At 33.4% G+C, this 25,856-nt stretch carries 26 protein-coding genes and 1 pseudogene; 19 read left to right on the top strand and 8 right to left on the bottom strand.

Features of this window, described 5'->3' with window-relative positions:
- Positions 1–17: 17 nt before the first annotated feature.
- A complete protein-coding gene (gene abc-f, locus AC0LWJ_RS00290; protein WP_474237228.1) occupies positions 18–1,910 on the bottom strand; it encodes a ribosomal protection-like ABC-F family protein in 1,893 nt (630 codons plus the stop codon).
- Positions 1,911–2,025: 115 nt separating this feature from the next.
- Between abc-f and AC0LWJ_RS00295 the strand changes: the two genes are divergently transcribed.
- The 7 genes from AC0LWJ_RS00295 (at position 2,026) to AC0LWJ_RS00325 (ending at position 7,390) form a co-directional block, all read left to right on the top strand.
- Positions 2,026–2,841: a flagellar motor protein gene (locus tag AC0LWJ_RS00295; RefSeq protein ID WP_474237227.1), complete on the top strand. Its 816-nt coding sequence runs from the start codon at positions 2,026–2,028 to the stop codon at positions 2,839–2,841.
- Entirely contained in the window at positions 2,828–3,556 is a 729-nt protein-coding gene (locus tag AC0LWJ_RS00300) for an OmpA/MotB family protein (protein ID WP_474237226.1), read from the top strand. Before AC0LWJ_RS00295 ends, AC0LWJ_RS00300 begins: the two co-directional genes overlap by 14 nt.
- A 61-nt stretch (positions 3,557–3,617) precedes the next feature.
- Complete coding sequence (locus AC0LWJ_RS00305; protein ID WP_284679655.1) at positions 3,618–4,277, top strand: redox-sensing transcriptional repressor Rex; 660 nt, start codon at positions 3,618–3,620, stop codon at positions 4,275–4,277.
- Positions 4,278–4,423: 146 nt separating this feature from the next.
- Positions 4,424–5,257 carry an Asp23/Gls24 family envelope stress response protein gene (locus AC0LWJ_RS00310; RefSeq protein WP_284679654.1) on the top strand — a complete coding sequence of 278 codons (834 nt, stop codon included), beginning with the start codon at positions 4,424–4,426 and terminating at the stop codon, positions 5,255–5,257.
- A 119-nt stretch (positions 5,258–5,376) separates the two neighbouring features.
- A complete protein-coding gene (locus AC0LWJ_RS00315; RefSeq protein WP_474237225.1) occupies positions 5,377–6,273 on the top strand; it encodes a DNA-3-methyladenine glycosylase family protein in 897 nt (298 codons plus the stop codon).
- Positions 6,273–6,968, top strand: coding sequence for a DUF554 domain-containing protein (locus tag AC0LWJ_RS00320; RefSeq protein WP_474237322.1), 696 nt, complete (start codon positions 6,273–6,275; stop codon positions 6,966–6,968). The genes AC0LWJ_RS00315 and AC0LWJ_RS00320 overlap by 1 nt, the downstream gene beginning before the upstream one ends.
- A 5-nt stretch (positions 6,969–6,973) precedes the next feature.
- Positions 6,974–7,390 (top strand): HutP family protein, encoded by a 417-nt coding sequence (locus AC0LWJ_RS00325; protein ID WP_284679652.1) that lies wholly within the window; start codon positions 6,974–6,976, stop codon positions 7,388–7,390.
- Positions 7,391–7,396: 6 nt separating this feature from the next.
- On the opposite strand, the pseudogene AC0LWJ_RS00330 reads toward AC0LWJ_RS00325, so the two are convergent.
- A pseudogene (locus AC0LWJ_RS00330) lies at positions 7,397–7,477 on the bottom strand (ATP-binding cassette domain-containing protein); the annotation flags it as partial.
- A 65-nt stretch (positions 7,478–7,542) separates the two neighbouring features.
- On the opposite strand from AC0LWJ_RS00330, the gene AC0LWJ_RS00335 reads away from it, so the two are divergent.
- Together AC0LWJ_RS00335 and AC0LWJ_RS00340 are read left to right on the top strand one after the other, a co-directional pair.
- Positions 7,543–8,811 (top strand): SH3 domain-containing protein, encoded by a 1,269-nt coding sequence (locus AC0LWJ_RS00335; RefSeq protein WP_474237224.1) that lies wholly within the window; start codon positions 7,543–7,545, stop codon positions 8,809–8,811.
- Positions 8,812–8,855: 44 nt separating this feature from the next.
- Entirely contained in the window at positions 8,856–9,320 is a 465-nt protein-coding gene (locus tag AC0LWJ_RS00340; protein ID WP_474237223.1) for a hypothetical protein, read from the top strand.
- A gap of 9 nt (positions 9,321–9,329) precedes the next feature.
- Here the strand turns inward: AC0LWJ_RS00340 and AC0LWJ_RS00345 are convergent, their stop codons facing one another.
- From AC0LWJ_RS00345 to AC0LWJ_RS00365, 5 genes are all read right to left on the bottom strand, one after another.
- Complete coding sequence (locus AC0LWJ_RS00345) at positions 9,330–10,031, bottom strand: ABC transporter ATP-binding protein (protein WP_474237222.1); 702 nt, start codon at positions 10,029–10,031, stop codon at positions 9,330–9,332.
- On the bottom strand, positions 10,031–10,822 hold the full coding sequence (locus tag AC0LWJ_RS00350; protein ID WP_474237221.1) for an ABC transporter ATP-binding protein: 792 nt from the start codon (positions 10,820–10,822) through the stop codon (positions 10,031–10,033). The genes AC0LWJ_RS00345 and AC0LWJ_RS00350 overlap by 1 nt, the downstream gene beginning before the upstream one ends.
- Positions 10,803–11,768: a branched-chain amino acid ABC transporter permease gene (locus AC0LWJ_RS00355; protein ID WP_474237220.1), complete on the bottom strand. Its 966-nt coding sequence runs from the start codon at positions 11,766–11,768 to the stop codon at positions 10,803–10,805. Before AC0LWJ_RS00355 ends, AC0LWJ_RS00350 begins: the two co-directional genes overlap by 20 nt.
- The gene (locus tag AC0LWJ_RS00360; protein WP_474237219.1) at positions 11,769–12,653 is read right to left on the bottom strand and encodes a branched-chain amino acid ABC transporter permease; all 885 of its coding nucleotides are present in this window, start codon (positions 12,651–12,653) and stop codon (positions 11,769–11,771) included.
- 154 nt (positions 12,654–12,807) lie between these two features.
- The gene (locus AC0LWJ_RS00365) at positions 12,808–13,992 is read right to left on the bottom strand and encodes an ABC transporter substrate-binding protein (protein ID WP_474237218.1); all 1,185 of its coding nucleotides are present in this window, start codon (positions 13,990–13,992) and stop codon (positions 12,808–12,810) included.
- A gap of 290 nt (positions 13,993–14,282) precedes the next feature.
- Between AC0LWJ_RS00365 and AC0LWJ_RS00370 the strand changes: the two genes are divergently transcribed.
- Genes AC0LWJ_RS00370 through AC0LWJ_RS00380 form a run of 3 tightly spaced genes read left to right on the top strand, consistent with a single transcriptional unit; the run spans position 14,283 to position 17,017 of the window.
- Positions 14,283–15,284 carry an ABC transporter substrate-binding protein gene (locus tag AC0LWJ_RS00370; RefSeq protein ID WP_474237217.1) on the top strand — a complete coding sequence of 334 codons (1,002 nt, stop codon included), beginning with the start codon at positions 14,283–14,285 and terminating at the stop codon, positions 15,282–15,284.
- A 42-nt stretch (positions 15,285–15,326) separates the two neighbouring features.
- Positions 15,327–16,187: an ABC transporter permease gene (locus AC0LWJ_RS00375; protein ID WP_474237216.1), complete on the top strand. Its 861-nt coding sequence runs from the start codon at positions 15,327–15,329 to the stop codon at positions 16,185–16,187.
- 38 nt (positions 16,188–16,225) lie between these two features.
- Positions 16,226–17,017 carry an ABC transporter ATP-binding protein gene (locus AC0LWJ_RS00380; protein ID WP_474237215.1) on the top strand — a complete coding sequence of 264 codons (792 nt, stop codon included), beginning with the start codon at positions 16,226–16,228 and terminating at the stop codon, positions 17,015–17,017.
- 49 nt (positions 17,018–17,066) lie between these two features.
- On the opposite strand, the gene AC0LWJ_RS00385 is transcribed toward AC0LWJ_RS00380, so the two are convergent.
- The gene (locus tag AC0LWJ_RS00385) at positions 17,067–18,308 is read right to left on the bottom strand and encodes a S8 family peptidase (RefSeq protein ID WP_474237214.1); all 1,242 of its coding nucleotides are present in this window, start codon (positions 18,306–18,308) and stop codon (positions 17,067–17,069) included.
- Between the two features lie 296 nt (positions 18,309–18,604).
- Here AC0LWJ_RS00385 and AC0LWJ_RS00390 point away from each other — a divergent pair, with 296 nt between their 5' ends.
- From AC0LWJ_RS00390 to guaA, 7 genes are all read left to right on the top strand, one after another.
- The gene (locus AC0LWJ_RS00390; protein WP_474237213.1) at positions 18,605–18,790 is read left to right on the top strand and encodes a hypothetical protein; all 186 of its coding nucleotides are present in this window, start codon (positions 18,605–18,607) and stop codon (positions 18,788–18,790) included.
- Between the two features lie 98 nt (positions 18,791–18,888).
- Positions 18,889–19,080: a hypothetical protein gene (locus AC0LWJ_RS00395; protein ID WP_474237212.1), complete on the top strand. Its 192-nt coding sequence runs from the start codon at positions 18,889–18,891 to the stop codon at positions 19,078–19,080.
- A gap of 384 nt (positions 19,081–19,464) precedes the next feature.
- The gene (locus AC0LWJ_RS00400; RefSeq protein WP_474237211.1) at positions 19,465–20,520 is read left to right on the top strand and encodes a hypothetical protein; all 1,056 of its coding nucleotides are present in this window, start codon (positions 19,465–19,467) and stop codon (positions 20,518–20,520) included.
- A 197-nt stretch (positions 20,521–20,717) separates the two neighbouring features.
- Complete coding sequence (gene groES, locus AC0LWJ_RS00405; protein ID WP_474237210.1) at positions 20,718–21,002, top strand: co-chaperone GroES; 285 nt, start codon at positions 20,718–20,720, stop codon at positions 21,000–21,002.
- A gap of 14 nt (positions 21,003–21,016) precedes the next feature.
- Positions 21,017–22,642, top strand: a complete 1,626-nt coding sequence (gene groL, locus AC0LWJ_RS00410; protein ID WP_474237209.1) for a chaperonin GroEL — start codon at positions 21,017–21,019, stop codon at positions 22,640–22,642.
- A gap of 189 nt (positions 22,643–22,831) precedes the next feature.
- The gene (guaB, locus tag AC0LWJ_RS00415) at positions 22,832–24,286 is read left to right on the top strand and encodes an IMP dehydrogenase (protein ID WP_474237208.1); all 1,455 of its coding nucleotides are present in this window, start codon (positions 22,832–22,834) and stop codon (positions 24,284–24,286) included.
- 13 nt (positions 24,287–24,299) lie between these two features.
- Complete coding sequence (gene guaA, locus AC0LWJ_RS00420; RefSeq protein ID WP_474237207.1) at positions 24,300–25,838, top strand: glutamine-hydrolyzing GMP synthase; 1,539 nt, start codon at positions 24,300–24,302, stop codon at positions 25,836–25,838.
- The last annotated feature ends 18 nt before the right edge of the window (positions 25,839–25,856 follow it).

Genomic DNA, 25,856 nt, shown 5'->3' on the forward strand with positions numbered 1-25,856 from the left:
AGAGGAGATTAAGCGGTTTAACAGCATAAATCTTCCCATTCTTTATAAAGGGAAGTTAACAACTCTTTTAAATCCTTGTAGTCCGACTGTGCTTTAATAATTTCACCATTTTTATAAATTTCTGGATCGCACATTTTTTCTTCAAGTTCTTTTATTTTGCCTTCAATTTCTATAATATTATTTTCTAAATTTTTAATGTATTCTTTTTGCTTTTTTTCCTGCTGACGACTTAATCTTTCCCGATATTTTTCGTTTTTTAGTTGTGTTTTTGTCTTACTTTTAATTTTATCTTCAACATTTGTTGTTTCATTTTTCTTTTCCAAATAATAGGAATAATTTCCATAGTATTTGGTAATACCCTCACTTTTAAGCTCGAAGATTTTTGTTGCAATTGTATCGATAAAATACCTGTCGTGTGAAACGAATAATAAGGTTCCCCTGTAATCCAACAAAGCTTTCTCAAGTACCTCCTTTGATTTCAAATCCAAATGGTTTGTAGGTTCATCCATCAAAAGAAAATTTGATTTTGATAATATAAGCTTTAATAATGAAACCTTGGCTTTTTCTCCGCCGCTTAATTTACTAATTATTTTAAAAACATCATCACCTGAAAATAAAAACGAACCTAAAAGTGTCCTTATTTCTGTTTGCGTGAGATGTGGATTTTCATCCCAGATTTCATCAATAATAGTTTTGCCATTATTGAGATTGGATAATTGCTGGTCATAATAACCTGTTATTACATTTGTACCCCATACCACACTTCCTTCATAATTGTCAATTATGCCCAATAAAATTTTCAAAAGAGAGGTTTTTCCAATACCGTTAGGACCAAGGATTGCAATTCTATCTCCCTTTTTGATATCGAAAGAAACATTATGAAATATATGATGATCAAATCTTAGAGAAAGATTTCTGACACTTAACACATCGTTTCCACTTTTTTCATCGAAGTCAAAATTTATTTTTATTGCGTTATTGTTAATTAGAGGTTTTTCTATTTTTTTCATTCTGTCAAGCATTTTTTGCTTGTTTTCAGCCATTTTAACAGATTTTTCACGTCTTCTGTTTTTTTGAATCATTATCATTTCTTGTATTCGCTTAATCTCCATTTGCTGATTTTCATATGCCTTCATCTGTATTTTTATTTCATCGTTTTTCTTTCTTAAATATTCAGAGTAGTTTCCCGCATATTCCTTTAATGTTTTGTTTTCTATTTCAAAAATCCGGTTTACTATCCTGTCAAGAAAATATCTGTCATGGGAAATAACCATAACAGTTCCCTTATAAAATCTTAAATATTGTTCAAGCCATTCAATTGAAGATATATCTAAATGGTTTGTTGGCTCATCCAAAAGAAGTACATCTGGATTTTTTAATAAAGTTTTGCTTAACATAAGGCGGGTTTTTTGCCCCCCACTTAGATTTGACACAGACATATCGAATTGCGATTCGGAAAAACCAAGACCTTTTAATACTCCCTTGATTCGGCTGTCAACGGAATAGCCATCAAGTTTATTATATTTGCTCATAAGTGAGGAATACTCATCTAAGAGTTTATTTAACAATACCTCATTTTTTGTATTTGATATTTCTTTTTCTAATTTTCTTATATCATTTTCTAATTCAAAGATATATTCAAAAACATTTTTTACTTCTTCATAAAGTGATTTTTCACTATCAATAATTGTGTTTTGTTCAAGATAACCCATAACAATCTGCGGCATAAAGATATTCCCACAATCCGGTTTTATCTCGCCAGTCAAAAGTTTGAATAATGTCGATTTGCCGGTACCGTTTTCACCCACTACCCCTATGCGGTCACCTTCATTAACAACAAAAGAAATATCATGTAAAATTCTATTAATACCATATGATTTGCTTAAATTATTAACAGTTATACAAAGCATAGCAACTCCTCCAATAATATTAATATATCAAAAAAAAAGGATTTTTTAAAGTATTAACTTTTAAATGGATTTTGTCGATATATATATAAGATTGACTTATTGAGAGGGGATAAATATGGATTTAGCCACATTATTAGGAATTATCATTGGTGTTGGTTCAGTAATATTTGGGTTTATCATTGAAGGCGGCACTTTAGGGTCATTAATAACCGTATCGGCTGCATTGATTGTTTTTGGAGGTACGATAGGAGCTACGATGGTTTCATATTCGATGAAGGATATGTTAAAACTTCCACGTCTTATAGCCGTTGCTTTTAAAGAAGAAAAGGAACACCATAATGAAATAATAAAATACTTTGTATATTTATCGCAAAAAGCGAGAAGTGAAGGATTATTAAGCCTTGAACAGGAAATAAATTCTGAAGAAATGAAAAATTTTGATCCTATTTTAAAAGAATGTATCGAATTTGTTGTCGATGGAGCGGATATTGAGCTTATTAAAACGACTATGGAAAATAAAATTTATGTTGAAGACCATGCTCAGAAAATGGATGCAGAAATCTTTGAAGCGGCAGGAGGTTATGCTCCTACGATGGGTATTATAGGTACGGTTACGGGACTTGTACATGTTTTGGGTAATTTAAGCGAACCTGATAAATTAGGTCCTGCTATTGCTGCTGCATTTATTGCAACACTATATGGTATTAGTTCGGCAAATCTTTTTTGGCTGCCAATCGGGCAGAAATTAAAAAACAGAGCAAACAAAAAAAGGACTGAAAGAGAAATTATTTTAGAGGGAAGTTTATCGCTGCAGGTTGGGGAAAATCCAAAGATACTGGAGAAAAAACTGCGCACCTTTGTAACAGATAGTGCTAAAAAAGAAGATAATACCGGGATGAAGGACAGTGATATTGCAAATGAAAAAGCTTGAAGAGAATAAAAAGGAAAATAAAGAGAGGTGGCTTCTTACATATTCGGATATGATTACATTGCTCATGATTTTTTTTATAGTTATGTATACGATAAGTTCGGTAAATGCTGAAAAGTTTGCAAAGATAGCAAATGTTTTAAGTAAAACATTTGATGGTTCTCAATATGCGATAGGACGGTACAGCGGCACGAGCGTTGTACCGGGAGACCTTGGAAACAAAGGGACTTCAGGTGTTCAGAATGATTTGAAGGAAGTAGAAAAACAGGTTAATGCCTTTATTAAAGAAAATAATCTTCAAGGCAAGATTACAGATTATATCAACGAGAGAGGGCTTGTTATTAGTTTGCAGGATACTCTTCTTTTCGACCTCGGTTCTGCAGATGTGCATCTTAATGAAAAGGATACGGTAATTAAATTAGGGAATATGTTAAAAACTCTTCCAAATCAAATCAGGGTAGAAGGCTTTACAGATAATATTCCCATATACAATAATAATTTTCATTCTAATTGGGAGCTTTCCGTAATAAGAGCAACCAATGTAGTGAAAATTCTTGTAGATGAGGTTAAGATAAATCCAGAGAGGATATCTGCTGTCGGGTATGGTGAATATAGACCGATAGTTCCGAATGATAGTGATAAAAACAGGCAATTAAACAGGAGAGTTGATATAGTTATTATGAATGTGGAATATAATAAATGGGAGCCAAAAAATTAGTTGACAAAAAATTTACAGAATAATATAATACATTTATACTAAATATTTCTGAGGTGATTTTATGGCAAAAAAGTCTATTGTTTCTATGGCTGTAATTAGGAGGCTTCCCAGATATCACAGATATCTTGAAGAGCTTTTAAAGAATGATATAAAGCGTATCTCTTCAAAAGAATTGAGTGAAAAGATGGGGGTTACGGCTTCGCAAATAAGACAGGATTTAAATAATTATGGGGGGTTTGGTCAGCAAGGCTATGGATATAATGTTGAAGAACTGTACAATACAATATCAAAGATATTGGGGCTTGACAGGACATATAATACAATAGTTATAGGTGCCGGCAATCTTGGACAGGCAATTGCAAGATATACAAATTTTGAAAGAAAAGGATTTAAAGTAAAGGGCATATTTGATATTAAGTCGGATTTAATCGGAACAAAGATTAAAGATATTGAAATAATGGACATTGATAAACTAAATGAATTTATTTCAAATAATAATATCGATATAGCTATACTTTGTATTCCTAAGGACAATGCACAGAAAATAGCAGATAGGCTTACAAAAAACGGAATTAAAGCCATATGGAATTTTTCTCCTATTGATTTGCGGGTACCTGATGATGTTATATTGGAAAATGTCCATTTAAGCGATAGTTTATTGACAGTATCTTACAGATTAAATGAAGAAGATTTATTTAAAAACAGTACAGAAGAAAAATAAATGGATAAGAAACATCCATTTATTTTTCTAAATATATCCCATTCTATCTATTTTTAGCATTTCATTTTTATTTTCATTTTCTTATTGAAAAATGTCTTTGTGATACCATATAATTAAATTAAATATGATTTTGGAGGTAAAGTTTTTTGAAAGTATATTCATTTGTTGGTGAAAGTGGAACTGGTAAAAGTCATCATGCATCAATTGTTGCAGGTAAATATAATATAAAATTTATAATTGATGATGGATTATTAATTTATGAAAATCGTATATTATCAGGGTTATCTGCCAAAAAGGAGCAGACTAAAATCGCTGCAATTAGAAGGGCAATTTTTTTAGATCCGGAGCATGTAAAAAAGGTAAAAAAATCCATAGAAGAATTAAAACCCGAAAAAATTATGATAATAGGAACATCCGATAAAATGACTGATAAAATAGCTTTAAAACTTGGGTTACCGCCTGTAAGCAAGAGAATATACATTGAAGAGGTTGTTTCACCAGAGGAAATCGATATTGCAAAAAGAAAACGTGACATTGAAGGAAAGCATATTATACCTGTACCTGCGTTTGAAGTAAAAAAGCAGTTTTCCGGATATTTCATTGATCCATTAAGGATTTTTAGGCGGAACAGAGAAATAGATTTAGATAAAACAGTTATCAGACCAAATTTCAGTTATCTTGGTAAATATACGATTTCTGAAAATGTGATTAATTGTATTGTATTAAATGAAGCTAAAAAATTTAAAGAGATATATAAAATTAACAAAATAATAACGGAAAATTATCCTGAAGGTGTTATAATAAAAATTGACCTGATAATAGATTATGGTGTACTTTTAAGACCTGTACTGCTTAAAGTAATTAAATATGTGAGAAAAGAGGTTGAATACATGACTTCTCTTAATGTTATTAATGTAGTAATTTTTGTCAGGTCATTGAATGTCAAAAAATACAGGAAAAAGAATATAATATATTTATAATTTATAGGGCTAAGTACTTTATTTTATTTATTAAAAATAATATAATAATATTCATAGACCAAAATAAATATTATTATATTAAATGCAGTATAAAAAACCTAAAAATGTGGGTGAGGAGAATGAAATATTTAGTTGAGATGACAGGGACAAAGGTTATTGTTCATGGAATCAGGGATTTTAATTTGAGAGAAACATTTGAGTGTGGACAATGTTTTAGATGGAATGAAGAAAAAGATGGAAGTTATACAGGTGTAGCTTTTGACAGGGTTATAAATGTGAAATTGGACGGGGATATTTTAATCATAGATAATACAAATCTGTCAGATTTTAATGATATATGGTTTGACTATTTTGACCTTGGAAGGGATTATGGAAGGATAAAAGATATTTTATCGCAGGATGAGGTCTTGAAGGAAGCTATTAAATATGGTAAAGGTATACGGATACTAAGACAGGATACTTGGGAAACCTTGATTTCTTTCATAATATCTCAAAATAATAGAATATCTCAAATAAAAAAGATAATTGAAAACTTAAGCAAGGCATTGGGACATCCGGTTTATTATAAGGATAGTGTGTATTATACGTTTCCAAAGATTAAGGATATAATTGTTTCTGATATAGAGATTTTAAACAGCAGTAAGTGTGGTTTTAGGGCAAAATATATTATCGATGCAGCAAGTAAAATATTTGATGAAGAAATAAATCTTTTTGAATTACAGCTTTATGATACTGATTTTATAAGAGATTTGTTGATGAGAATTAAGGGCGTTGGAGAAAAGGTGGCAGACTGTGTAATCTTGTTTTCTATTGGCAGATATGAGGTTTTTCCTGTAGATGTCTGGATAAAGAAGGCTGTTGAATTTTTATATCTTAAAAAGAAGATAACCAATAAGGATATTCAGTATTTTGCAAAGGAAAAATTCAGAGAGCTTGCAGGCTTTGCACAACAGTATCTTTTTTATTATGCTAAGGATCATGTATCAAAAGAAAAATTCATAGAAAGGGAAAAATGATGCTTGGAACATTGGTGAATACTGTATCAATTATAATTGGTGGTACAATTGGAACTTTATTAAAAATAGGTATATCTGATAGATTTAAGAAAATTATAATGCAGGGATTATCCCTAAGTGTCCTTGTTATAGGTTTGGATAATGCATTAAAATATAAAAATCTTCTGCTTGTTATCATAAGTATTGTAATTGGTTGTATAATAGGTGAAGCAATAGATATTGAAAGATTACTTAATAATTTTGGCAACAGTATTGAGAAGAAATTTGCCAACAATGGCAGTGATTCAAATATAAGTAAAGGATTTGTTACGACAAGTTTAATCTACTGTGTTGGGGCAATGTCAATTGTTGGTGCATTAAAAGACGGGCTGCAGGGTGATCACAGTATTTTGTATGCAAAATCAATGCTGGATGGTATTTCTGCTATAATTTTTGCCTCAACATTTGGCATAGGTGTTGTGCTTTCTTCGGTGTCTGTTTTTTTATATCAGGGTATAATAACCATAGGTTCTTCATTTCTTCAGGGACTTTTGACAAAACCAATTATTGTTGATATATCAGCTATTGGCGGAATTCTTATCATAGGTATTTCTTTAAATATATTGAATATTATAAAAATAAAGGTGGGTAATATGCTTCCTGCCATCTTTATACCTATTGTGTATCAATTATTATTAAAGATATTTTGGAGGTAAAATATATGAAGAATATTAAAAGCATTGATATTGCAAGGGTGGCTATTAGTATGGCAATGTCAAGCAGAGAAGATGAAATCACATTAAAAGAAAGGTTCAGACAACAGGGGATCAAGGTTGCTGCTGTTGATTATGGCGGTGAATATATAAATTCTATTTCAAAGATAATAGAAAGGGCTGTTGTTGCTGCAAAAAGAGAGGGTGTTATAGAGGATAACCATGTAGGGGAAGGGGCTGTCGCAGGTGCTTCACATGATGCGATAATGCAAATAAAAGATAAGGCTATGGGGTTAAATATAGGCGGAAAGATTGGCATAGCCTTTTATGGTGAACACCTATGTGTTTGTGGGCTTTTTGCAGTAGGCATGTTGAATTTAAATGAAGCTGCGATTGGATTGGGACACAGGTCATTAAGATATTAAAAATATTTTTAATAATCCTGAAATCGTTTTAAGGGTTGTAGTTTTCCCTGCGCCATTACTTCCAATCAAGGTTACAATTTCATTTTTTTACTAACCAACTATCTTGTGAGAGGAGTGGTATTATCAATAATATACCTGGAACCACAGATGAAATGCTTCATGCGGATTACTGGATCGGAAAAATTCATGATGCCGATAAAGTAATAATGACGAAAAATGAGATAAGCAAATTTAATCAAAAGATAATAGAAAGAATTAATAGGGTATATAATCTTGAAAAATACAAAGAAAATCTTACAAAAGATGAATTAATGGAGTATATTAATGAATACAAAGTCCCTACAAAAGAAAGATATTTTGCTAATGGAAATGTCGTGACAAAAGATTTTTACGATTCTTTAATAGAAAATACAAATTTAGTTGGTATCAAAAAAATAAACCCTGTAAAATATGGGATAACTGTAAGAGATACTTCCATACGGACATTTCCGACAGATACCGGTATATATAGCATAAAAGGGGATAATGAATTTGATAGATTTCAAGAAACGGGATGTCAAGCAATAGAACCTGTTATTATACTTCATACAAGTTATGATGATAAATGGTTTTTTGTGCAGATGTACAATTACAGGGGATGGGTTAAAAAAGATGATATAGCCATTGCCAAAGACAAAAGGGAAATATTTGATTATTTAGACATAAAGGATTTTATAGTTGTGACAGGTAATCGCATAAGGACTCAATTTAACCCATTAGATAAAGACATTTCAGAACTAAAATTTTCTATGGGTACAAGGATGCCTCTAGAAAATAATAAGCTTGTAAGTATAGGTAATCAAAATACATTTGGAAATCACGTTGTTAAGTTGCCTAAAAGAGATGTTAATGGAAATCTTGTATTTAAAGATGCATTGTTATCAATGTTGCAAGATGTAAATATAGGTTACCTCCCATATACGAGAGCTAACATTTTAAGACAGGCATTTAAACTTCTTGGTGATAGGTATGGCTGGGGTGACAGCTTTAATGGAAGGGATTGCTCAAGCTTTATAATGTATGTATATAAGACATTTGGATTTAGACTTCCAAGGAATGCCAATCAACAAGAAGAGAGTGCAGGTCTATCATATAAATTTGGAGAAGGTACAAAAGTGCTGGATAGAATACTACTTTTTAATGAAGTAAAACCAGGTGCTGCTATATATATGCCTGGTCATGCTATGATATATATAGGAACTGAAAATGGAATTCCGTATATTATACATGACTTTAGCGGATATGGTATAAAAAAGGGAAATGAATATGAATTTGTTCCGGTAAATGAAGTTGGAGTGACATCGGTGCTTTTACTGACTTCATCAGGAATGCCTTTTATTGAGAAATTCACATCAATTCTTCAATTTGAGGATAAGATTTGATAGGAAATTATGATTATTTATTAAAATAGAAGGAGAAAGGGAAAATGGAATTTATGAATGTCAAGCTTCCAGAGGAAATTGTAAGGGAAGAGTATTTAGGAAATTTTAAGAGGACAGAAAGGATTATCGATCGGTGGCTTAAAAGGAAACTTCCCGATGACCTCAAGATGAGGCTGACTTTTGAAAAAGAAAGAATCCAAATACTTTTAAAAAATTATCTTTTCACTGAAAAGGAAGCTATAGACAAAGCAAAAGATCTTATTGAGGGTTTTAAAGAAGAGGAATTTTATAAACTTTTTGAAGATGGCTGTATTGACTACATTGTGGTTGAAGGAGAAAAGAGATATGAAAAAAGATTTCTGCAAAATATAGGATATGCACTCCCTGAATATAAAAAAAGAATAAAGTCAGATAAAAACACAGAAGAATCACAAAAACTGTTAGAAAATAGATTGCAGCAGCTTTTAAATGGAGCAAAATGGATAAAAGATAGACAAATAGGCAGTTAGTATACCTGCCTATCCTCCTAAATATGCCTTTTTTATCCTTTCATCGTTAATTAACACAGCAGCTTCTCCCTCAAGCGATATCTTACCTGTTTCTAATACATAAGCACGATCAGCGATGGATAGTGCCATTTTTGCATTTTGTTCTACAAGAAGAATTGTGGTACCGCTTTTATTAATACTTTTTATGGTTTTAAATATATCTTGTACTACTATTGGAGCAAGACCCATAGAGGGTTCGTCCAACAAAAGCATTTTTGGTTTTGACATCAAAGCTCTCCCTATTGCCAGCATCTGCTGTTCTCCGCCGCTCAAGGTGCCGGCTACTTGTTTGCGGCGTTCTTTTAATCTTGGGAAAAGTTGAAATACTTTTTCCATATCAGTTGATATTATTTTATCTTTCCTAAGGTATGCACCCATTTCAAGATTCTCCAGAACCGTCATGTTTGTAAATATACGCCTTCCTTCAGGGACTTGACAAATACCCATACCTACTATATCCGGAGCATGTTTTTTAGTAATGTCAATGTTATTGTACCTTATGGTTCCTTTTTTAGGCTTTAATATACCGGAAATTGTCATTAAAGTCGTGCTTTTACCTGCACCATTTGCACCGATTATTGTTACAATTTCATTATCCATTACTTTCAAGTTTATCCCTTTGAGGGCATTAACCATACCATATGATACATATAAATCCTTAATTTCAAGCATTATGAAATACCTCCCTCAAGTGCTGTTTCGTTTGTTTCTTCACCGAGATATGCGGCGATAACCTTGGGGTTTCTTTTGATTTCATCCGGTGTGCCATGTGCAATTATTTCTCCATAATCCATAACATATATATCCTCACATAATTCCATTACAAATGACATATCGTGTTCAATAAGAAATACGGTAATGTTGAATTTATCTCGCACAAATTTTACAGTATCAAGCAATTCCTTTGTTTCTTGCGGATTCATGCCTGCAGCAGGTTCATCAAGAAGTAAAAGCTGTGGCTTTGTAGCAAGAGCCCTTGCAATTTCTAATTTTCTTTGTTCACCGTATGGAAGATTCTTGGCAAGGCTCATTTTAAATTTATCAAGATTAAAAATTTTCAGCAGTTCTATTGCTTCATTATCTTCTGCTTTTTCGCCTTTAAGATATTTAGGACCCTGTAAAAATGAACTTAATATACCGTACTCTACATGTAAGTGTTCAGGAATTTTAACATTGTCAAGTACAGTAAGGTTTTTAAAAAGCCTGATGTTTTGAAAGGTTCTTGCAATGCCGAGTTTTGTATTTTTAAAAGGTTTTGTTGTAATTTTAACCCCATTAAAGGTTATAGTGCCGCTTGAGGGTGGATAAATACCTGTTATCATATTAAAAACCGTAGATTTGCCGGCGCCGTTAGGTCCGATAAGACCTGTAAGAGAACCCTTTTTAAGTTCTATATTTACATCGATAAGGGCTTTTATACCTCCGAAATTTTTAGAAAGATTTTTAATTGACAGTAAGTTCATTTTTTGCAGCCCCCCTGTTTAACAATTTCTTAAAGGAAAATTCCTTGGTTCCCATAAGCCCTTCAGGTCTAAACAGCATTACAATGATTAAGAGCAATGAATAAATAACCATTCTAAGTGCTGCATAATCTTGCAGTACAGCATATACAAATGTTAGGAGAATTGCCGATAAGACCGAACCGGTAATGCTTCCAAGACCGCCTAATACAACCATTGTCAGGATATCAAATGATTTCATAAAACCAAAATTTTCAGGCTGTATAATGTAGAAGTTATGTGCATAAAGAGACCCGCCTATTCCGGCGAAAAACGCTCCTAAAGCAAATGCAAGGGTTTTATAATTGGTTGTATTTATTCCCATAGATTCTGCTGCAACCTCATCTTCTCTTATGGCAATACAGCATCTTCCATAGCTTGAATTAACAAAATTTCTAATTAATACAACTGTTATTACAGAAAGCCAGAATACCCATGTCCAATTGGTGTATTTTGGTATCCCGGAAAGTCCGCTGGCGCCGCCGACATATTCAGTATTTAAAAATATAACCCTGATTATTTCTCCGAAACCAAGTGTTGTAATAGCAAGATAATCCCCCTTTAATCTCAATGAAGGAATCCCTATTAATATTCCTATGATACCTGCAGAAATACCACCAACTAAAATAGCCAATGGGAAAGAAAGACCAAGCTTATATGTTATGATGGCTGATGAATAAGCACCTATTGCCATAAAACCGGCATGCCCTATTGAAAATTGCCCTGTAAAACCATTTATAAGATTAAGGCTTACAGCAAGTATAATATTTATTCCCATTAGTATTATATTGACTACATAGTAATCATTTAGGAAATTGAAGGATATAAGAGCCTGTATAATTCCATAAAAGGCTATAAGTCCTGCAAAAATTATCAATCTGTTTTTTAATACCTGTTTCAACTCAAGCACCTACACTTTCTCTCTGATATTTTTACCAAACAATCCTGCAGGCTTAATTATAAGGATTATTATCAGTAAGGCAAATGCAACACCGTCTCTGTATAGAGAACTGCCGTATCCTGATACCATTGTTTCAATAACACCCATTAATAGACCACCCACCATAGCACCAGGTATTATGCCGATGCCTCCTAAAACAGCGGCTATAAAAGCCTTTAATCCTGGCATAATGCCCATTAAAGGGTCAATAGAGTTATAGTAAATACCTACAAGGACACCTGCAACAGCTGCAAGGGCTGAACCTATAGCGAATGTAAATGATACTGTATTATCAACATTAACTCCCATAAGCTTTGCGGCATCAGGGTCAAGGGACACCGCTCTCATTGCTTTACCCATTTTAGTTTTATAAATTATAAATTGTAATCCTAGCATCATTATAATAGAAACAACGAATATAACAATTTGCTGGTTTGATATTGTTACATATCCATTTAAAAGGGAATAAACATGTTGCTTAAATATCTGCGGATATGTTCTTGTTCTTGGTGTAAAAAGAATTATACCACTGTTTTCAAGAAAAAGCGAAACACCGATTGCTGTTATTAATATTGATATTTTAGATTTTCCTCTTAAAGGTCTATATGCTATACGTTCGATTGTAACACCGAAAATAGTGCTTACAAGCATCGCCAAAAGCAGTGATGGGATAAAACCAAGATGTAAGGTAGTGGATGCAAAAAAGCCTGTAAATGCTCCTACCATGTATATATCTCCATGGGCGAAGTTTATAAGTTTCATTATTCCATATACCATTGTATATCCAAGAGCAATCAATGCATATATACTTCCCAGTGAAAGACCATTTATTAGTTGTTCGATGAATGTCTTCATGATTTCACCTCATATCTAAATTTTTTATATACTTAAACATGATGGCAATGCGGTCATATAAAGATGACCGCATTGCCGATGTAATTTTATAGTTTTATGGTTTTACTTTTATTTGAAGAATTATTTTCTATTAATACTGCAATTTTGTTTGAATTTATTTTGCACTTATTTTCTTTTTAAGGATTTGTTTACCATCTTTTAATTCTATTATAACTGTTTGTTTAATAGGATTATGCTGCTTATCTATTGTTATTGAACCAGTTACACCTATGAAATTTTGCAGTTTAGATAAAGCATCTGTTATTTTTGCTGGATCGGCCGAATTGGCATTTTTTATTGCCTGTACAAGCATACCTGCCGAATCATAGCTCAATGCTGCAAATGCATCTGGTTCAACACCATATGCCGCTTTGTATTTCTGTATAAAATCCTGTACAGTCTTGTCAGGATCTGATGAAATAAAGTGATTGCTGTAATATACATTATTTAGTGCTGATGCTCCGGCAATTTTTACTAAGTCTGGTGAATCCCATCCGTCACCACCTAAGAAAGGCGTATTTATTCCCATTTCTCTTGCTTGTCTTACAATTTTAGCTGTATCCTGATAATAACCCGGAACAAATATAACATCAGCATTTAAACCCTTTATTTTAGTTAAAGCAGATTTAAAGTCCTGGTCATTTGCAACATATGCTTCCTTATCAATTATTTTGCCGCCGAGTTTTTCAAACTGTTCTTTGAAACTCTGCGCTAACCCCTTGCTGTAGTCGCTTTTATCATCTATATATAAAATTGCGTTCTTTGCCTTTAAATCCTTTGCAGCAAACTCTCCCATAACCTTGCCTTGGTATGGGTCTGTATAACATGCCCTGAAAATCTCACTTTTGACCTTATTTGTATTAGGATCTACAGTAACATCAAGAGATGTACCGGAAGGAGTTATTAATGGAACTTTTTTATCCATTGCAATAGATGAAGCAGCTTTTGTTGCACCTGTTGTGGCAGGTCCCAATATTGCAACAACTTTATCCTGTACTATTAATTTTGTTGCTTGATTGATACTTTCATCAGATGCAGATTTATTATCTGCTTTTAATAATTCTATTTGTTTTCCCAATAAACCGCCGTTTTTGTTGACATCATCAATATAAAGTTTAACAGCATTGTATTCAGATGTGCCATATGAGGCAACCTGCCCTGTTAATTCAAATAGTGCACCTACTTCGATTTTATCATTTGCTGAAGAAGTAGATGGTGTATTTTTAGAACATCCTGATAATAAAGAAAAAACTAATACAATGCATAAAAATAATGATAAATACTTGAGTGATTTTTTCATGAAAATTCCTCTCCTTCTAAGTTTATTTTTGTTGTATTTTTCATAAAATTATTATACAACAAATAGTGTTATATTATCTATATTCATTATTTTATTATATTTTAACTACTTTTATTATTCAAGATTAAAAATTTTAACAAGTATTCAAATTTTATAATAAATATTACAAAAAAATTTTATTGACTTAATAAATTTTTTATCATAATATTGAAGAAAATAGATTAAAAACTTAGCATGGTAGCATGGTGAATTTTTTTGTCTGTTGCCGTGTAAAATGGGAGGAATTTTTAATGAAAAGGGTTTTAGTGGTATTCTCAATAATCTTTACATTGATGTTTGCATTATCAGGATGTAATGGTACAGCATCAAACCAAGCTTCAAAGAATAGCAGTTCTGATAAAAAAGTTACTATCGGTATTATGCAGATAGTAGAACATCCTGCACTCGACAGTGCAAGAGAAGGATTTATAAAGGCATTGAAAGATAATGGTTATGAAGAAGGTAAAAATGTAAATTATATAATGGAAAATGCACAGGGTGATATGTCTACCGCCCAAACAATCGCCAAAAAATTTGTTGACCAAAAGGTTAATTTAATCTTTTCTATAGCCACACCAACTTCACAAGCAGCGAAAAAAGCCACGGACAGCATTCCTATTGTTTTTACTGCTGTTACCGATCCGGTAGCTGCGGGTCTTGTAAAATCGATGGATAAGCCGGGTACGAATGCAACAGGGACTTCTGATATGGTACCTGTAAAGGATCAGATAAATTTAATCAAAGAAATCGTTCCAAATGCAAAAAAATTAGGTATAATATATAATGCTGGTGAGGTTAATTCAACCGTTCAGGTTAAGCAGGCAAAAGCTGCTGCTGAATCAATGGGGTATACTGTTTCTGAGGCTGCTGTTTCAAACAGCAGTGAGGTCAGTCAGGCAGCTCAGTCAATTGTTGGCAAAGTTGATGTAATATGGCTTCCTACCGATAATACCGTTGCATCTTCAATAGGTGCAATAATAAAAGTAGCAAATCAAGCTAAAAAACCGGTAATCCCTGCAGAAAAAGGAATGGTTGAAGGGGGAGGTTTAGCGACACTTGGAATAAATTATAATGACTTGGGATACCAAGCAGGTAAAATAGCTGTTAGAATATTAAAGGGAGAAAAGCCAGAAAATATTAAGGTTGAAACGGCTGATAAATTACAGCTTGTAATAAATCAAAAAGAAGCAGATACAATTGGTATTAAGATACCTGATAGTGTTTTGAAAAAAGCGCAGGATATAATTAAATAAGAGATAAATTTTTAGCACAATAATATTTTTGGAGGAATTAATATGGCATTTGCCATCTCATCGTTAGAGCAGGGACTTGTGTTTGGAATAATGGCACTTGGCGTTTATATATCATTTAAAATAATCAATTTTGCTGATTTGACAGTAGACGGCAGTTTTCCACTGGGAGCTGCTGTTACTGCCAAGCTAATACTAAGCGGTGTTAACCCAATTATTGCAATAATTGTTGCTACAATATCCGGTGGTATTGCAGGGGCTGTTACCGGATTTTTGAATACTAAGTTAAAGATAACGGAATTGTTGGCAGGTATTTTGACTATGACGGCATTGTATTCGGTAAATTTAAGGATAATGGGAAAATCAAATTTACCTCTTTTAGGACAAAGAACAATTTTTGATTATTTTAATTTTTTAAATAATTATAAGTACTTGGTTTCTTTTGCTTTGGTTGTTGTCATTGTGATTGTCATAATCAATATATTTTTGCAGACCGGTGCAGGATTTGCTCTCAGAGCTACGGGGGATAACCAGCAAATGGTAAGGAGTATAGGAATAAATACAAATACGACAATCATACTGGGACTAATTATTGCAAACGGTCTTGTAGCTCTTTCCGGTTCCCTCGTGGCACAATATCAGGGATTTGCTGATGTAGGAATGGGTATAGGGACAATTGTTGCAGGTTTGGCATCTGTGATAATAGGAGAAGCTTTATTAAGGGATAAAAATATTTTATGGTCGATTATTTCTGCAATATTAGGTTCAATTATATATAGAGGTGCGATATCTGTTGCATTAACCATTGGATTTAATCCCACAGATTTGAAACTTTTAACGGCGGTACTTGTGGTTATTGCATTATCACTGCCGGGATTGAAGAAAATCGTACTTAATAATAAATAGCACGTGTTGTGCTATTTAAATTATGAGGGGAGTATACTATGTTAAAGTTAAATAATATATGCAAGGTATTTAATAAAAATACGGTCAATGAAAATATGGTTTTTGAAAACTTAGATTTGGAGATAAAAGATGGAGATTTTATAACACTTGTAGGCAGTAACGGTGCCGGCAAATCAACCCTTTTAAATCTTATTGCAGGTGTTTTTCCGGTCGAAAGCGGTAAAATAATTGTAGATAATACTGATGTAACATTATTTCCTGAATATAAAAGGGCATGTTTTATTGGAAGGGTATTTCAAAATCCTCTTTTGGGTACAGCTCCTTCAATGACTATTGAGGAGAATTTATCCCTTGCATATAGCAAGAGCCAGGGAATGAAATTGAAAATGGGTATTAATAAGAAAAATAAGGAATTATTTAAAAACAGGCTTTCTGAGCTTGGACTGGGGCTTGAAAACAGGTTAAAAACAAAGGTGGGCTTGTTATCAGGAGGACAGCGTCAGGCTTTGACATTGTTAATGGCAACCCTTGTAAAGCCTAAATTATTGTTGCTGGATGAACATACGGCAGCACTTGATCCGAGAACAGCATCTATAATTAATAATATCACTAATAAGATAATAGATAATAATAATCTTACAACAATAATGGTTACACATAATCTTGAACATGCTTTGATTTTTGGGAATCGACTTATTATGATGCACCAAGGCAAAATCATACTGGATATAAGAGAAGAAAAGCATAGTATGACGGTACAAAAACTTTTAAACATGTTTAATAAGGTAAACGGCAGCGAATTTGTTGATGACAGGGTAATGCTTGCATAAAGTTGATTCCGGAATATGTAGTATAAAAAAAGTTTGAAGGATAGAGCCTTCAAACTTTTTTTAGTGCTTCTGATGTGTTTATCATACCATATCCCTGTGACCAATATCTGTAATTGCCGATGTCTATTGCTGTTGATTTCAAAATATTTTTTATTTGTACATTAGTTAGAGAAGGATCTTTTTCCAGCAAAAGAGCAGCAGCACCAGCTACAATAGGTGTTGACATTGAAGTACCGGAAGCCGTTCTATAAGATTTATTAAGCATTATTTTATCATTCAAGCTAATCGGGGTATTGCCAGATGCTGTTGAAATGATTTTAACACCCGGTGCTACAAGATCTGGTTTATACATGAATCTTGAACCCCTTCCGGAAAAATCAGCGATTGTATCATCAGATATATCAACGGTTCTTTTATCGTCAACAGCACCTACTGTTATGATATTTTGACTTGTACCCGGGGATGTAATTGTATTGAATCCGGGTCCGGAATTGCCTGCTGCTGCGGTTACTACAAGACCACTTTTCCACATCTTGTCGACACCCTTCACAAGAGGATCTAAGAATATTGGCAGAGCGGCTGTTTCACCCATTGATAATGAGACAATCTTAATATTATATTTCTCCTTATTATCAAGAATCCACTGCATTCCTTGCAAGATATCCGATGTTGAGCCACTTCCTTTTTCATCAAGTACTTTAACGGATACGATATTTGCATCAGGAGCAACTCCTTTATATTTTCCTCCTGACATGTGTCCATTACCAGCGGCATCACCTGTTACATGTGTCCCATGTCCATTATCGTCATATGGATTTTTTTTACCATTTACTATATCATGAAATGCTATAATTCTGTTATTAGGTTTTGTAAAATCCGGATGTGGATATATGCCGGTGTCTAAAAATGCAATCGTTACGTTCTTTCCTGTATATCCTTGATTATTAACTTCCTTTGAATTTATCTCTTCTGTTGCGATATATAATTGTGTTTTAATGGTGGTGTCTTCTGCTATAAAGCTTATTCCTCTATTCATGGCGATATTATTTATTCTGTTGCAGGGTATGTTAACAGCCCAGCCTTTTATAATGGGCAGTTCATATTTTATTGTTCCTCCAATTGATTCGATACTCTTCTTAAGCTTTTCAAAAGGCATACTGGAATATATAATGGCAGGAATACATTCACTTCTTAATGTTGAAGCTTTTAATATAAGCCTTTTATCAACTTTTCTTTTAGAATACAAAATTCCCAATGTTTTGGATATGAGCAAAAGCGAAAGATAATCCATAAAATATACCTCCTTTTATAATATCAAGATATGTTAAAAATAATTTTTTGATAGTATATGATTTTAAAGTGTCACAAAAATGGTTGATAACATATTATGTAATAGGTCAAAAAAGACCTGATATAATATTTCAAGCGAAAGGGGGAGCTATTTATGCCTACAAATAAGGGTACGTTGGGAGGTACCTGGATATGGATTATCATAATAATTCTAATCATATTATTTTTCATGCCAGGATTTATAGTAGAAGAACCCAAGGCTTGAAATTAAATTAATATTATAAAAGGAGGATAATTATGGCTGGAACAAGTTCAGTTTTTGGTGAAAGCAATTTATTGTTTTTCTTCTTAATACTCGTTGTAGTGCTTGGCGGAGGCTGGCTTAATTGCTCATGGTCCTTGGAGACATTGCTTTTCTTCTTTGTATTACTTGTAATTGTCATGGATGGCGGACTGGGATTATTTTTAAATGAAGCAAAATAATAAAGTGGCTCTGTCGCAAGATAGGGCCATTTTACTTTCGCAAAATATAATAAATATGAATATACTAAAGTAAAATAAATTAATGGAGCTGATTTTATATGACAATAACAGGTAATACACTGCTGTTTTTCTTTGTAATCTTGACTGTGATAATGGATGTAAAGTTTGAATTTGAAGATTTATTATTTTTCTTTGTGCTTTTGGTTGTTTTGCAACAAGATAAACCGCGTAAAAAGGCAAAAAAGTTTTTACTGTCACTTGCGGCAATGGATTTTAGTAACAGTATTTAAAAGGTCACATATAATATAGTAGGTCTATTGGCCAATAAAAAATAAGGAGGAGAATAAATATGCCTGAAGGAAAGGGTGGAGCATTCTGCTGCGAAAGCTGGATATGGATCATCATAATAATATTATTAATCCTCTTATTTGTACCTGGAATAATTGTTTTTGATAAATAAGTAAGGAGGGGATAAATATGCCTGAAGGAAAATGTGTTGCATGGGGCAACGAGTGGATATGGATTATCATAATAATATTGATTATATTTTTATTCGTTCCAGGTTGTATTAACGAGAAAAAGTAGTAAATAAAGAGGGTTAGTCTTATAATATTAGACTAACCCCATACATATATATGTATAAGAAAAATATTAAAAATTTAGGGGGAGTTAAATTGGAGAAAGAAAAATTATATAAAATATTTATCATTGAATTGTTTATATTATTTTTTATAAGATTTCAAATATTTGAAAATCCGGAATTAAATATTTCGAAATTAAAAAAAGAAGTAGATAATGAAGAAGAAATGAGTCATATTAAGGATAAAAAAAATCAAAAGGGAAGCGAGGATAATATCAGTATATTTCAAAAAATCCAAAAAAGTAAAGATTTAATGGGAAGTGTAAAGCCATATTTAAACAAAAGAGAACAGTATTACATAGATATTTTTACGAAAATGGCAGAGATAGCTGAATGTCATAAGAATATAAGCGAATTGCAGGAGGGAAATACAAATGAAATAGGCGAGACAGAAATAGATCATATTGGAATATTAAGGGCTGTAAGGTCATATATGAGTGAAGAAAAACAGGTTCTTATAGATAAATTTCTAAAGCTTCATGAAGGAATAGAAAATTTAAATGAAAAAATCAGTAAATATACTGAAAGAGATGGCAAAGATACAAATGTTATAGAAAAAATACTGGATATTTTTGAAGCGGTTAAGCCAATAATTCCTGATGATAAAAAGGAAATGGCAGATAAATTTATAAAAAATATTAGAATAGTGGAAGCACTGAATAAAGCAGAAGGAATAATGAGTACAATGAGGAATAATGAGAAAAATAACACATCTAAGGATGCAGAGCCTATAAATGATATTGATATAAATAATAATGGGCAAAATCCTTCAGGAGAAGTAAATTCCGAAGCCTCAGATGAAGATAAATCATCAATTGACAATAACGAAAATAAAACCGTACCAATGATTATTGAGGAAAATAACAAGCAAAAAGAAGATTTATTGGGAGGGCTTTCACCACAGCAGTCTATGATTGTTGACAATTTGAAATCAATGTTAACAAAAGAACAGCAGCAATTTATGCTTAATATGTTAAAGAATCTTAAGCAGCAAGGAAATAACAAGAATGTTTATGATAAAAAAGAAAATGATACTATTAATGATATAGAAAAAACAGCAGAGAATGAAAATGAAGGTACAGGGAAATGAACCCTGTATCTTTTTATGAAATTTTATAATTTACAGCATAAATCGAAGATATTTGAGCATGATTCATAATAATTGCAAAATATAAGCGAAAATAGATGAATTTAGGATTTGCTAAGTTGTTATAGTTAAATTAATATTATAAGTGTGATTAGCACTCAGGATTGATGAGTGCTAACAAAAAGATGAGGAGGGATATTATGAAATTAAAACCACTTGGTGACAGAGTAGTTGTAAAAGCTATTGAGGCTGATGAGGTTACTAAAGGCGGTATTGTATTACCGGGTACTGCAAAAGAAAAACCTCAGCAGGGAGAAGTTCTCGCAGTTGGTTCAGGAGAATACATAGATGGTAAAAAGGTTGAACTTGAGGTAAAGGTTGGAGATAAGGTTATATTCTCCAAGTATGCAGGTACTGAGGTTAAACTTGATGGGCAGGAATATTTGCTTTTAAAACAAAGTGATATTTTAGCAATTGTTGAATAAGGAGGTAGAGTTTAATGGCAAAACAATTAAAATATGGTGAAGATGCACGTAAAGCCCTTGAAAGAGGTGTAAATGCGGTTGCAGATACAGTAAAGGTTACATTGGGACCAAGAGGACGTAACGTAGTGCTTGACAAAAAATATGGTTCTCCAACTATTACAAATGATGGTGTTACAATCGCAAGAGAAATAGAACTTGAAGATCCCTTTGAAAATCAAGGTGCACAGCTTTTAAAAGAGGTTGCAACAAAGACAAATGATGTAGCAGGTGATGGTACAACAACAGCTACACTTTTAGCACAGGCAATGGTACGCGAAGGTTTGAAAAATTTAGCAGCAGGAGCAAATCCAATGCTTCTAAGAAGAGGTATGGACAAGGCAGTTAAGGCTGCAGTTGAAGGTCTTAAAGGCATTTCAAAACAAGTAGAAGACAAAGACGCAATAGCACATGTTGCATCGATTTCTGCTGCAGATGAGGAGATAGGTAATCTCATCGCAGAAGCTATGGATAAAGTAGGAAAAGATGGTGTAATAACGGTAGAAGAATCAAAGACGATGGGAACAACACTGGATGTTGTTGAAGGTATGCAGTTTGACAGGGGATATGTATCACCATATATGGTAACAGATACAGAAAAGATGGAAGCCGTTCTTGATGAACCTGTTATACTTATTACAGACAAGAAAATTTCAAACATTCAGGATATACTTCCTTTGCTGGAACAGGTTGTACAGCAGGGCAAAAAGCTTCTTATAATAGCGGATGATATAGAAGGCGAAGCACTTGCAACATTGGTTGTAAACAAATTAAGAGGTACATTTACATGTGTTGCTGTTAAAGCACCAGGATTTGGAGACAGGCGTAAAGAAATGCTTCAGGACATAGCAATATTGACAGGTGGACAGGTTATTTCAGAAGAATTAGGATATGATATTAAAGAAACTAAAATTGAGATGCTGGGTCGTGCAAGACAGGTTAAAGTAACAAAAGAAAACACAACGATTGTAGATGGCGCAGGTAATTCAGCAGATATTAAAAATAGAATTAATCAGATTAGGGTTCAAATTGAAGAAACAACCTCTGATTATGACAGAGAGAAATTACAGGAAAGGCTTGCTAAGTTATCAGGCGGAGTAGCTGTAATTCAAGCAGGCGCAGCGACAGAAACAGAATTAAAAGAAAAGAAACATAGGATTGAAGATGCCCTTTCAGCTACAAGAGCAGCTGTAGAAGAAGGTATAGTTCCAGGTGGTGGTACTGCATTATTGGATGTTATACCGGATGTACAGAAGGTTGTAGATTCCTTAGAAAGTGATTTTAAGACAGGTGCGCAAATTGTATTGAGAGCACTTGAGGAACCTGTAAGGCAGATTGCAAAGAATGCAGGTGTTGAAGGTTCGGTAATTATTGAGAAAATAAAGGCAGCAAAGGATATGACATATGGATATGATGCATACAAGGAAGAATTTGTAGATATGTTTAAGGCAGGTATTGTTGATCCGACAAAGGTTACGAGGTCAGCTCTACAAAATGCCGCATCTATTGCATCAATGATACTTACAACAGAAGCAATAGTTGCGGATATACCTGAGAAGAATCCTCCAATGCCTGCACCAGGTGCCGGAATGGACATGATGTAAAGATTAATATTGATCAAAGAAAGACAGGAAAATTCTCCTGTCTTTTTTATATATTAATCTTTTTATTTATGATGCTAATGTTCGGTTGACAGGTATATATAAATCTGTTATATTGTTTTATAATTTAAAGTGGAAAGATATTATTAAGACTTACAATTATTATAATTTTATTTATGAAAGGAGATAATCATGGAAGACAAATTCGCTAAAGAGGGTTTAACATTTGATGATGTTTTGCTTATACCGGCGAAATCCGATGTACTGCCGAAAGAAGTTGACTTAAAGACAAAGCTCACAAATAAAATTAAATTAAATATACCCCTGATGAGTGCCGGAATGGATACAGTAACGGAATCAAGGTTGGCTATAGCTATTGCCCGAGAAGGAGGTATAGGTATTATTCACAAAAATATGCCTATTGAAAAACAAGCATTGGAAGTTGACAGAGTAAAAAGGTCGGAACATGGTGTTATTACAAATCCTTTTCATCTATCCCCGGATCATAAAATACAAGATGCGGTTGAACTCATGGAAAGGTATAGAATATCTGGTGTTCCTATAACAGTAAATTCAAAACTTGTAGGTATCATAACAAATAGAGATATAAGATTTGAAAGCAAACTTGATAGACCGATTAAAGAAGTTATGACAAAAGAGAACCTTGTTACTGCACCTGTAGGTACAACACTTGAAGAAGCTCAGAAAATACTTAAAAAATATAAGATTGAAAAACTTCCCCTTGTTGATGAAAACAAGATTTTAAAAGGTCTTATTACGATTAAAGACATAGAAAAAGCGGTTGAATATCCCAACTCTGCAAAGGACGACAGAGGCAGACTTTTAGTAGGTGCTGCTGTAGGTGTTTCTAAAGGTATGATTAACAATGTAAAGGCACTTATTGATGCAAATGTCGATGTGATTGTAGTTGATACGGCTCATGGGCATTCGATCGGAGTTCTTAATGCTGTTTCCGAAATAAAAGAGAAATTTCCTGACATTCAGCTTATTGCAGGAAATGTTGCGACAGCTGAAGCCACAAGAGATTTAATTAAAAGAGGGGCTGACTGCGTAAAAGTCGGAATAGGACCCGGTTCTATCTGCACAACAAGGGTTGTTGCAGGTATTGGTGTTCCACAGATAACAGCAGTATACGATTGTGCGGAAGAAGCTGATAAATTTGGTATACCTATAATTGCAGATGGTGGGATAAAATATTCAGGAGATATTGTCAAAGCCCTTGCCGCAGGTGCGTATGTTGTAATGATAGGGGGTCTTTTTGCCGGTACAGAGGAAAGTCCCGGTGAAATAGAGATGTATCAGGGAAGAAGTTATAAGGTCTATAGAGGTATGGGATCCATAGGCGCAATGAGAAACGGCAGTGCTGACAGATATTTTCAGGAGGAAGCTAAAAAGCTTGTTCCTGAAGGTGTGGAGGGCAGAGTACCTTTTAAAGGACCTTTGAAGGATACAATCTATCAAATGCTTGGCGGCTTAAGAGCAGGAATGGGTTATTGTGGTGTACACAATATTGAAGAATTAAGGACAAAAACAAAATTCATAAAAATAAGCAATGCCGGTTTAACTGAAAGCCATCCCCATGATATAATAATTACAAAAGAAGCTCCAAATTATACAATGAAATAGAGGGAGGATTTTAATGAATATTAATAGAGAAGTAATATTGATTCTTGATTTTGGAGGACAATATACTCAGCTTATAGCAAGACGTATTAGGGAAGCTAATGTATTTTGCGAGATTGTTCCATTTAATATTAAACCTGATGAAATAAAAGCTAAAAATCCGAAGGGTATAGTATTGTCAGGAGGACCTTCAAGTGTTTATACAAAGAATGCTCCTATTTGTGATAATGCAATTTTTAACTTAGGTTATCCCATTCTTGGTATTTGTTATGGAGCACAGCTTATGACAAAGTCTTTAGGGGGAAAGGTTATATCTGCTCCTGTAAGAGAATATGGCAAAACAGAGGTTATTTTGAATAATAATACACCCCTTTTTAAAGGAATTGAAAAAGAAACAATGTGTTGGATGAGTCATACGGACCAGATTGAGTTACCTCCAGCAGATTTTAAAGTGATAGCGTCAACTGCAAATTGTCCTATTGCGGCGATAGCGGATGTTGACAGAAAACTGTATTCAGTACAATTCCATCCTGAAGTTATACACACACCAAAAGGAAATGAGATAATAAGAAATTTTCTCTTTGAGGTGTGTGATTGTTCGGCAGACTGGACAATGGATTCCCTTATAGAACAGACAGTAAAGGAGATACGTAAAAAGGTTAACGGTCATAAGGTGGTATGTGCCTTAAGCGGTGGAGTTGATTCATCGGTTGCAGCAGTTTTAGTTAACAGGGCAATACATGAGCAGCTTGTTTGTATTTTTGTTGATAATGGTCTATTAAGAAAAAATGAAGGGGATATAGTAGTAGAAACATTTAAAAGAAACTTCGATATGAATATAATCAGAGTGGACGCTAAAGACAGATTTCTTGAAAAATTAAAAGGGATTACAGACCCTGAAGAAAAAAGGAAGATTATAGGAAATGAGTTTATAGAGGTTTTTAAGGAAGAAGCAAAAAAAATAGGCGGAGTTAAATATTTGGTACAAGGTACCCTATATCCTGATGTAATTGAAAGCGGAAGCCCTGTTGCGGCTACAATAAAAAGCCATCATAATGTTGGAGGGCTTCCTGAGGATATTGGATTTGAACTTATTGAACCATTAAAAATGCTGTTTAAGGATGAAGTAAGACAGGTCGGAAGAGAACTTGGCATACATGAGGAAATATTAAACAGACAGCCATTCCCGGGACCGGGACTTGCTGTAAGGATATTGGGGGAAATTACGGAGGAGAAGCTGGGGATACTTAGAGAGGCTGACAATATAGTTCTAAGAGAAATGAAAAAGCATGGCTGGTATAATAGGGTGTGGCAGTCCTTTGCTGTTTTGCTTAATGTAAAAAGTGTGGGGGTTATGGGAGATGAAAGAACATATGAATATCCTATTATATTAAGGATTGTTGAAAGTGATGATGGTATGACAGCAGATTGGGTAAGAATACCTTATGATATTCTTGAGGATATTTCTACAAGTATTATAAATGAGGTATATGGGGTTAACAGGGTGCTGTATGATATAACATCAAAACCGCCGGCAACTATTGAATGGGAATAAAAAAGACGAACTTTGATA

Source organism: Aceticella sp. 75b-Ac, assembly GCF_056032965.2.

What these genes read in the sequence shown, in the direction of transcription:
- abc-f (WP_474237228.1), bottom strand. Translation starts at nt 1,910, where the DNA reads ATGCTTTGTATAACTGTTAATAATTTAAGCAAATCATATGGTATTAAT.
- AC0LWJ_RS00295 (WP_474237227.1), top strand. Translation starts at nt 2,026, where the DNA reads ATGGATTTAGCCACATTATTAGGAATTATCATTGGTGTTGGTTCAGTA.
- AC0LWJ_RS00300 (WP_474237226.1), top strand. Translation starts at nt 2,828, where the DNA reads ATGAAAAAGCTTGAAGAGAATAAAAAGGAAAATAAAGAGAGGTGGCTT.
- AC0LWJ_RS00305 (WP_284679655.1), top strand. Translation starts at nt 3,618, where the DNA reads ATGGCAAAAAAGTCTATTGTTTCTATGGCTGTAATTAGGAGGCTTCCC.
- AC0LWJ_RS00315 (WP_474237225.1), top strand. Translation starts at nt 5,377, where the DNA reads ATGAAATATTTAGTTGAGATGACAGGGACAAAGGTTATTGTTCATGGA.
- AC0LWJ_RS00320 (WP_474237322.1), top strand. Translation starts at nt 6,273, where the DNA reads ATGCTTGGAACATTGGTGAATACTGTATCAATTATAATTGGTGGTACA.
- AC0LWJ_RS00325 (WP_284679652.1), top strand. Translation starts at nt 6,974, where the DNA reads ATGAAGAATATTAAAAGCATTGATATTGCAAGGGTGGCTATTAGTATG.
- AC0LWJ_RS00335 (WP_474237224.1), top strand. Translation starts at nt 7,543, where the DNA reads ATGCTTCATGCGGATTACTGGATCGGAAAAATTCATGATGCCGATAAA.
- AC0LWJ_RS00340 (WP_474237223.1), top strand. Translation starts at nt 8,856, where the DNA reads ATGGAATTTATGAATGTCAAGCTTCCAGAGGAAATTGTAAGGGAAGAG.
- AC0LWJ_RS00345 (WP_474237222.1), bottom strand. Translation starts at nt 10,031, where the DNA reads ATGCTTGAAATTAAGGATTTATATGTATCATATGGTATGGTTAATGCC.
- AC0LWJ_RS00350 (WP_474237221.1), bottom strand. Translation starts at nt 10,822, where the DNA reads ATGAACTTACTGTCAATTAAAAATCTTTCTAAAAATTTCGGAGGTATA.
- AC0LWJ_RS00360 (WP_474237219.1), bottom strand. Translation starts at nt 12,653, where the DNA reads ATGAAGACATTCATCGAACAACTAATAAATGGTCTTTCACTGGGAAGT.
- AC0LWJ_RS00365 (WP_474237218.1), bottom strand. Translation starts at nt 13,992, where the DNA reads ATGAAAAAATCACTCAAGTATTTATCATTATTTTTATGCATTGTATTA.
- AC0LWJ_RS00370 (WP_474237217.1), top strand. Translation starts at nt 14,283, where the DNA reads ATGAAAAGGGTTTTAGTGGTATTCTCAATAATCTTTACATTGATGTTT.
- AC0LWJ_RS00375 (WP_474237216.1), top strand. Translation starts at nt 15,327, where the DNA reads ATGGCATTTGCCATCTCATCGTTAGAGCAGGGACTTGTGTTTGGAATA.
- AC0LWJ_RS00380 (WP_474237215.1), top strand. Translation starts at nt 16,226, where the DNA reads ATGTTAAAGTTAAATAATATATGCAAGGTATTTAATAAAAATACGGTC.
- AC0LWJ_RS00385 (WP_474237214.1), bottom strand. Translation starts at nt 18,308, where the DNA reads ATGGATTATCTTTCGCTTTTGCTCATATCCAAAACATTGGGAATTTTG.
- AC0LWJ_RS00390 (WP_474237213.1), top strand. Translation starts at nt 18,605, where the DNA reads ATGGCTGGAACAAGTTCAGTTTTTGGTGAAAGCAATTTATTGTTTTTC.
- AC0LWJ_RS00395 (WP_474237212.1), top strand. Translation starts at nt 18,889, where the DNA reads ATGACAATAACAGGTAATACACTGCTGTTTTTCTTTGTAATCTTGACT.
- groES (WP_474237210.1), top strand. Translation starts at nt 20,718, where the DNA reads ATGAAATTAAAACCACTTGGTGACAGAGTAGTTGTAAAAGCTATTGAG.
- groL (WP_474237209.1), top strand. Translation starts at nt 21,017, where the DNA reads ATGGCAAAACAATTAAAATATGGTGAAGATGCACGTAAAGCCCTTGAA.
- guaB (WP_474237208.1), top strand. Translation starts at nt 22,832, where the DNA reads ATGGAAGACAAATTCGCTAAAGAGGGTTTAACATTTGATGATGTTTTG.
- guaA (WP_474237207.1), top strand. Translation starts at nt 24,300, where the DNA reads ATGAATATTAATAGAGAAGTAATATTGATTCTTGATTTTGGAGGACAA.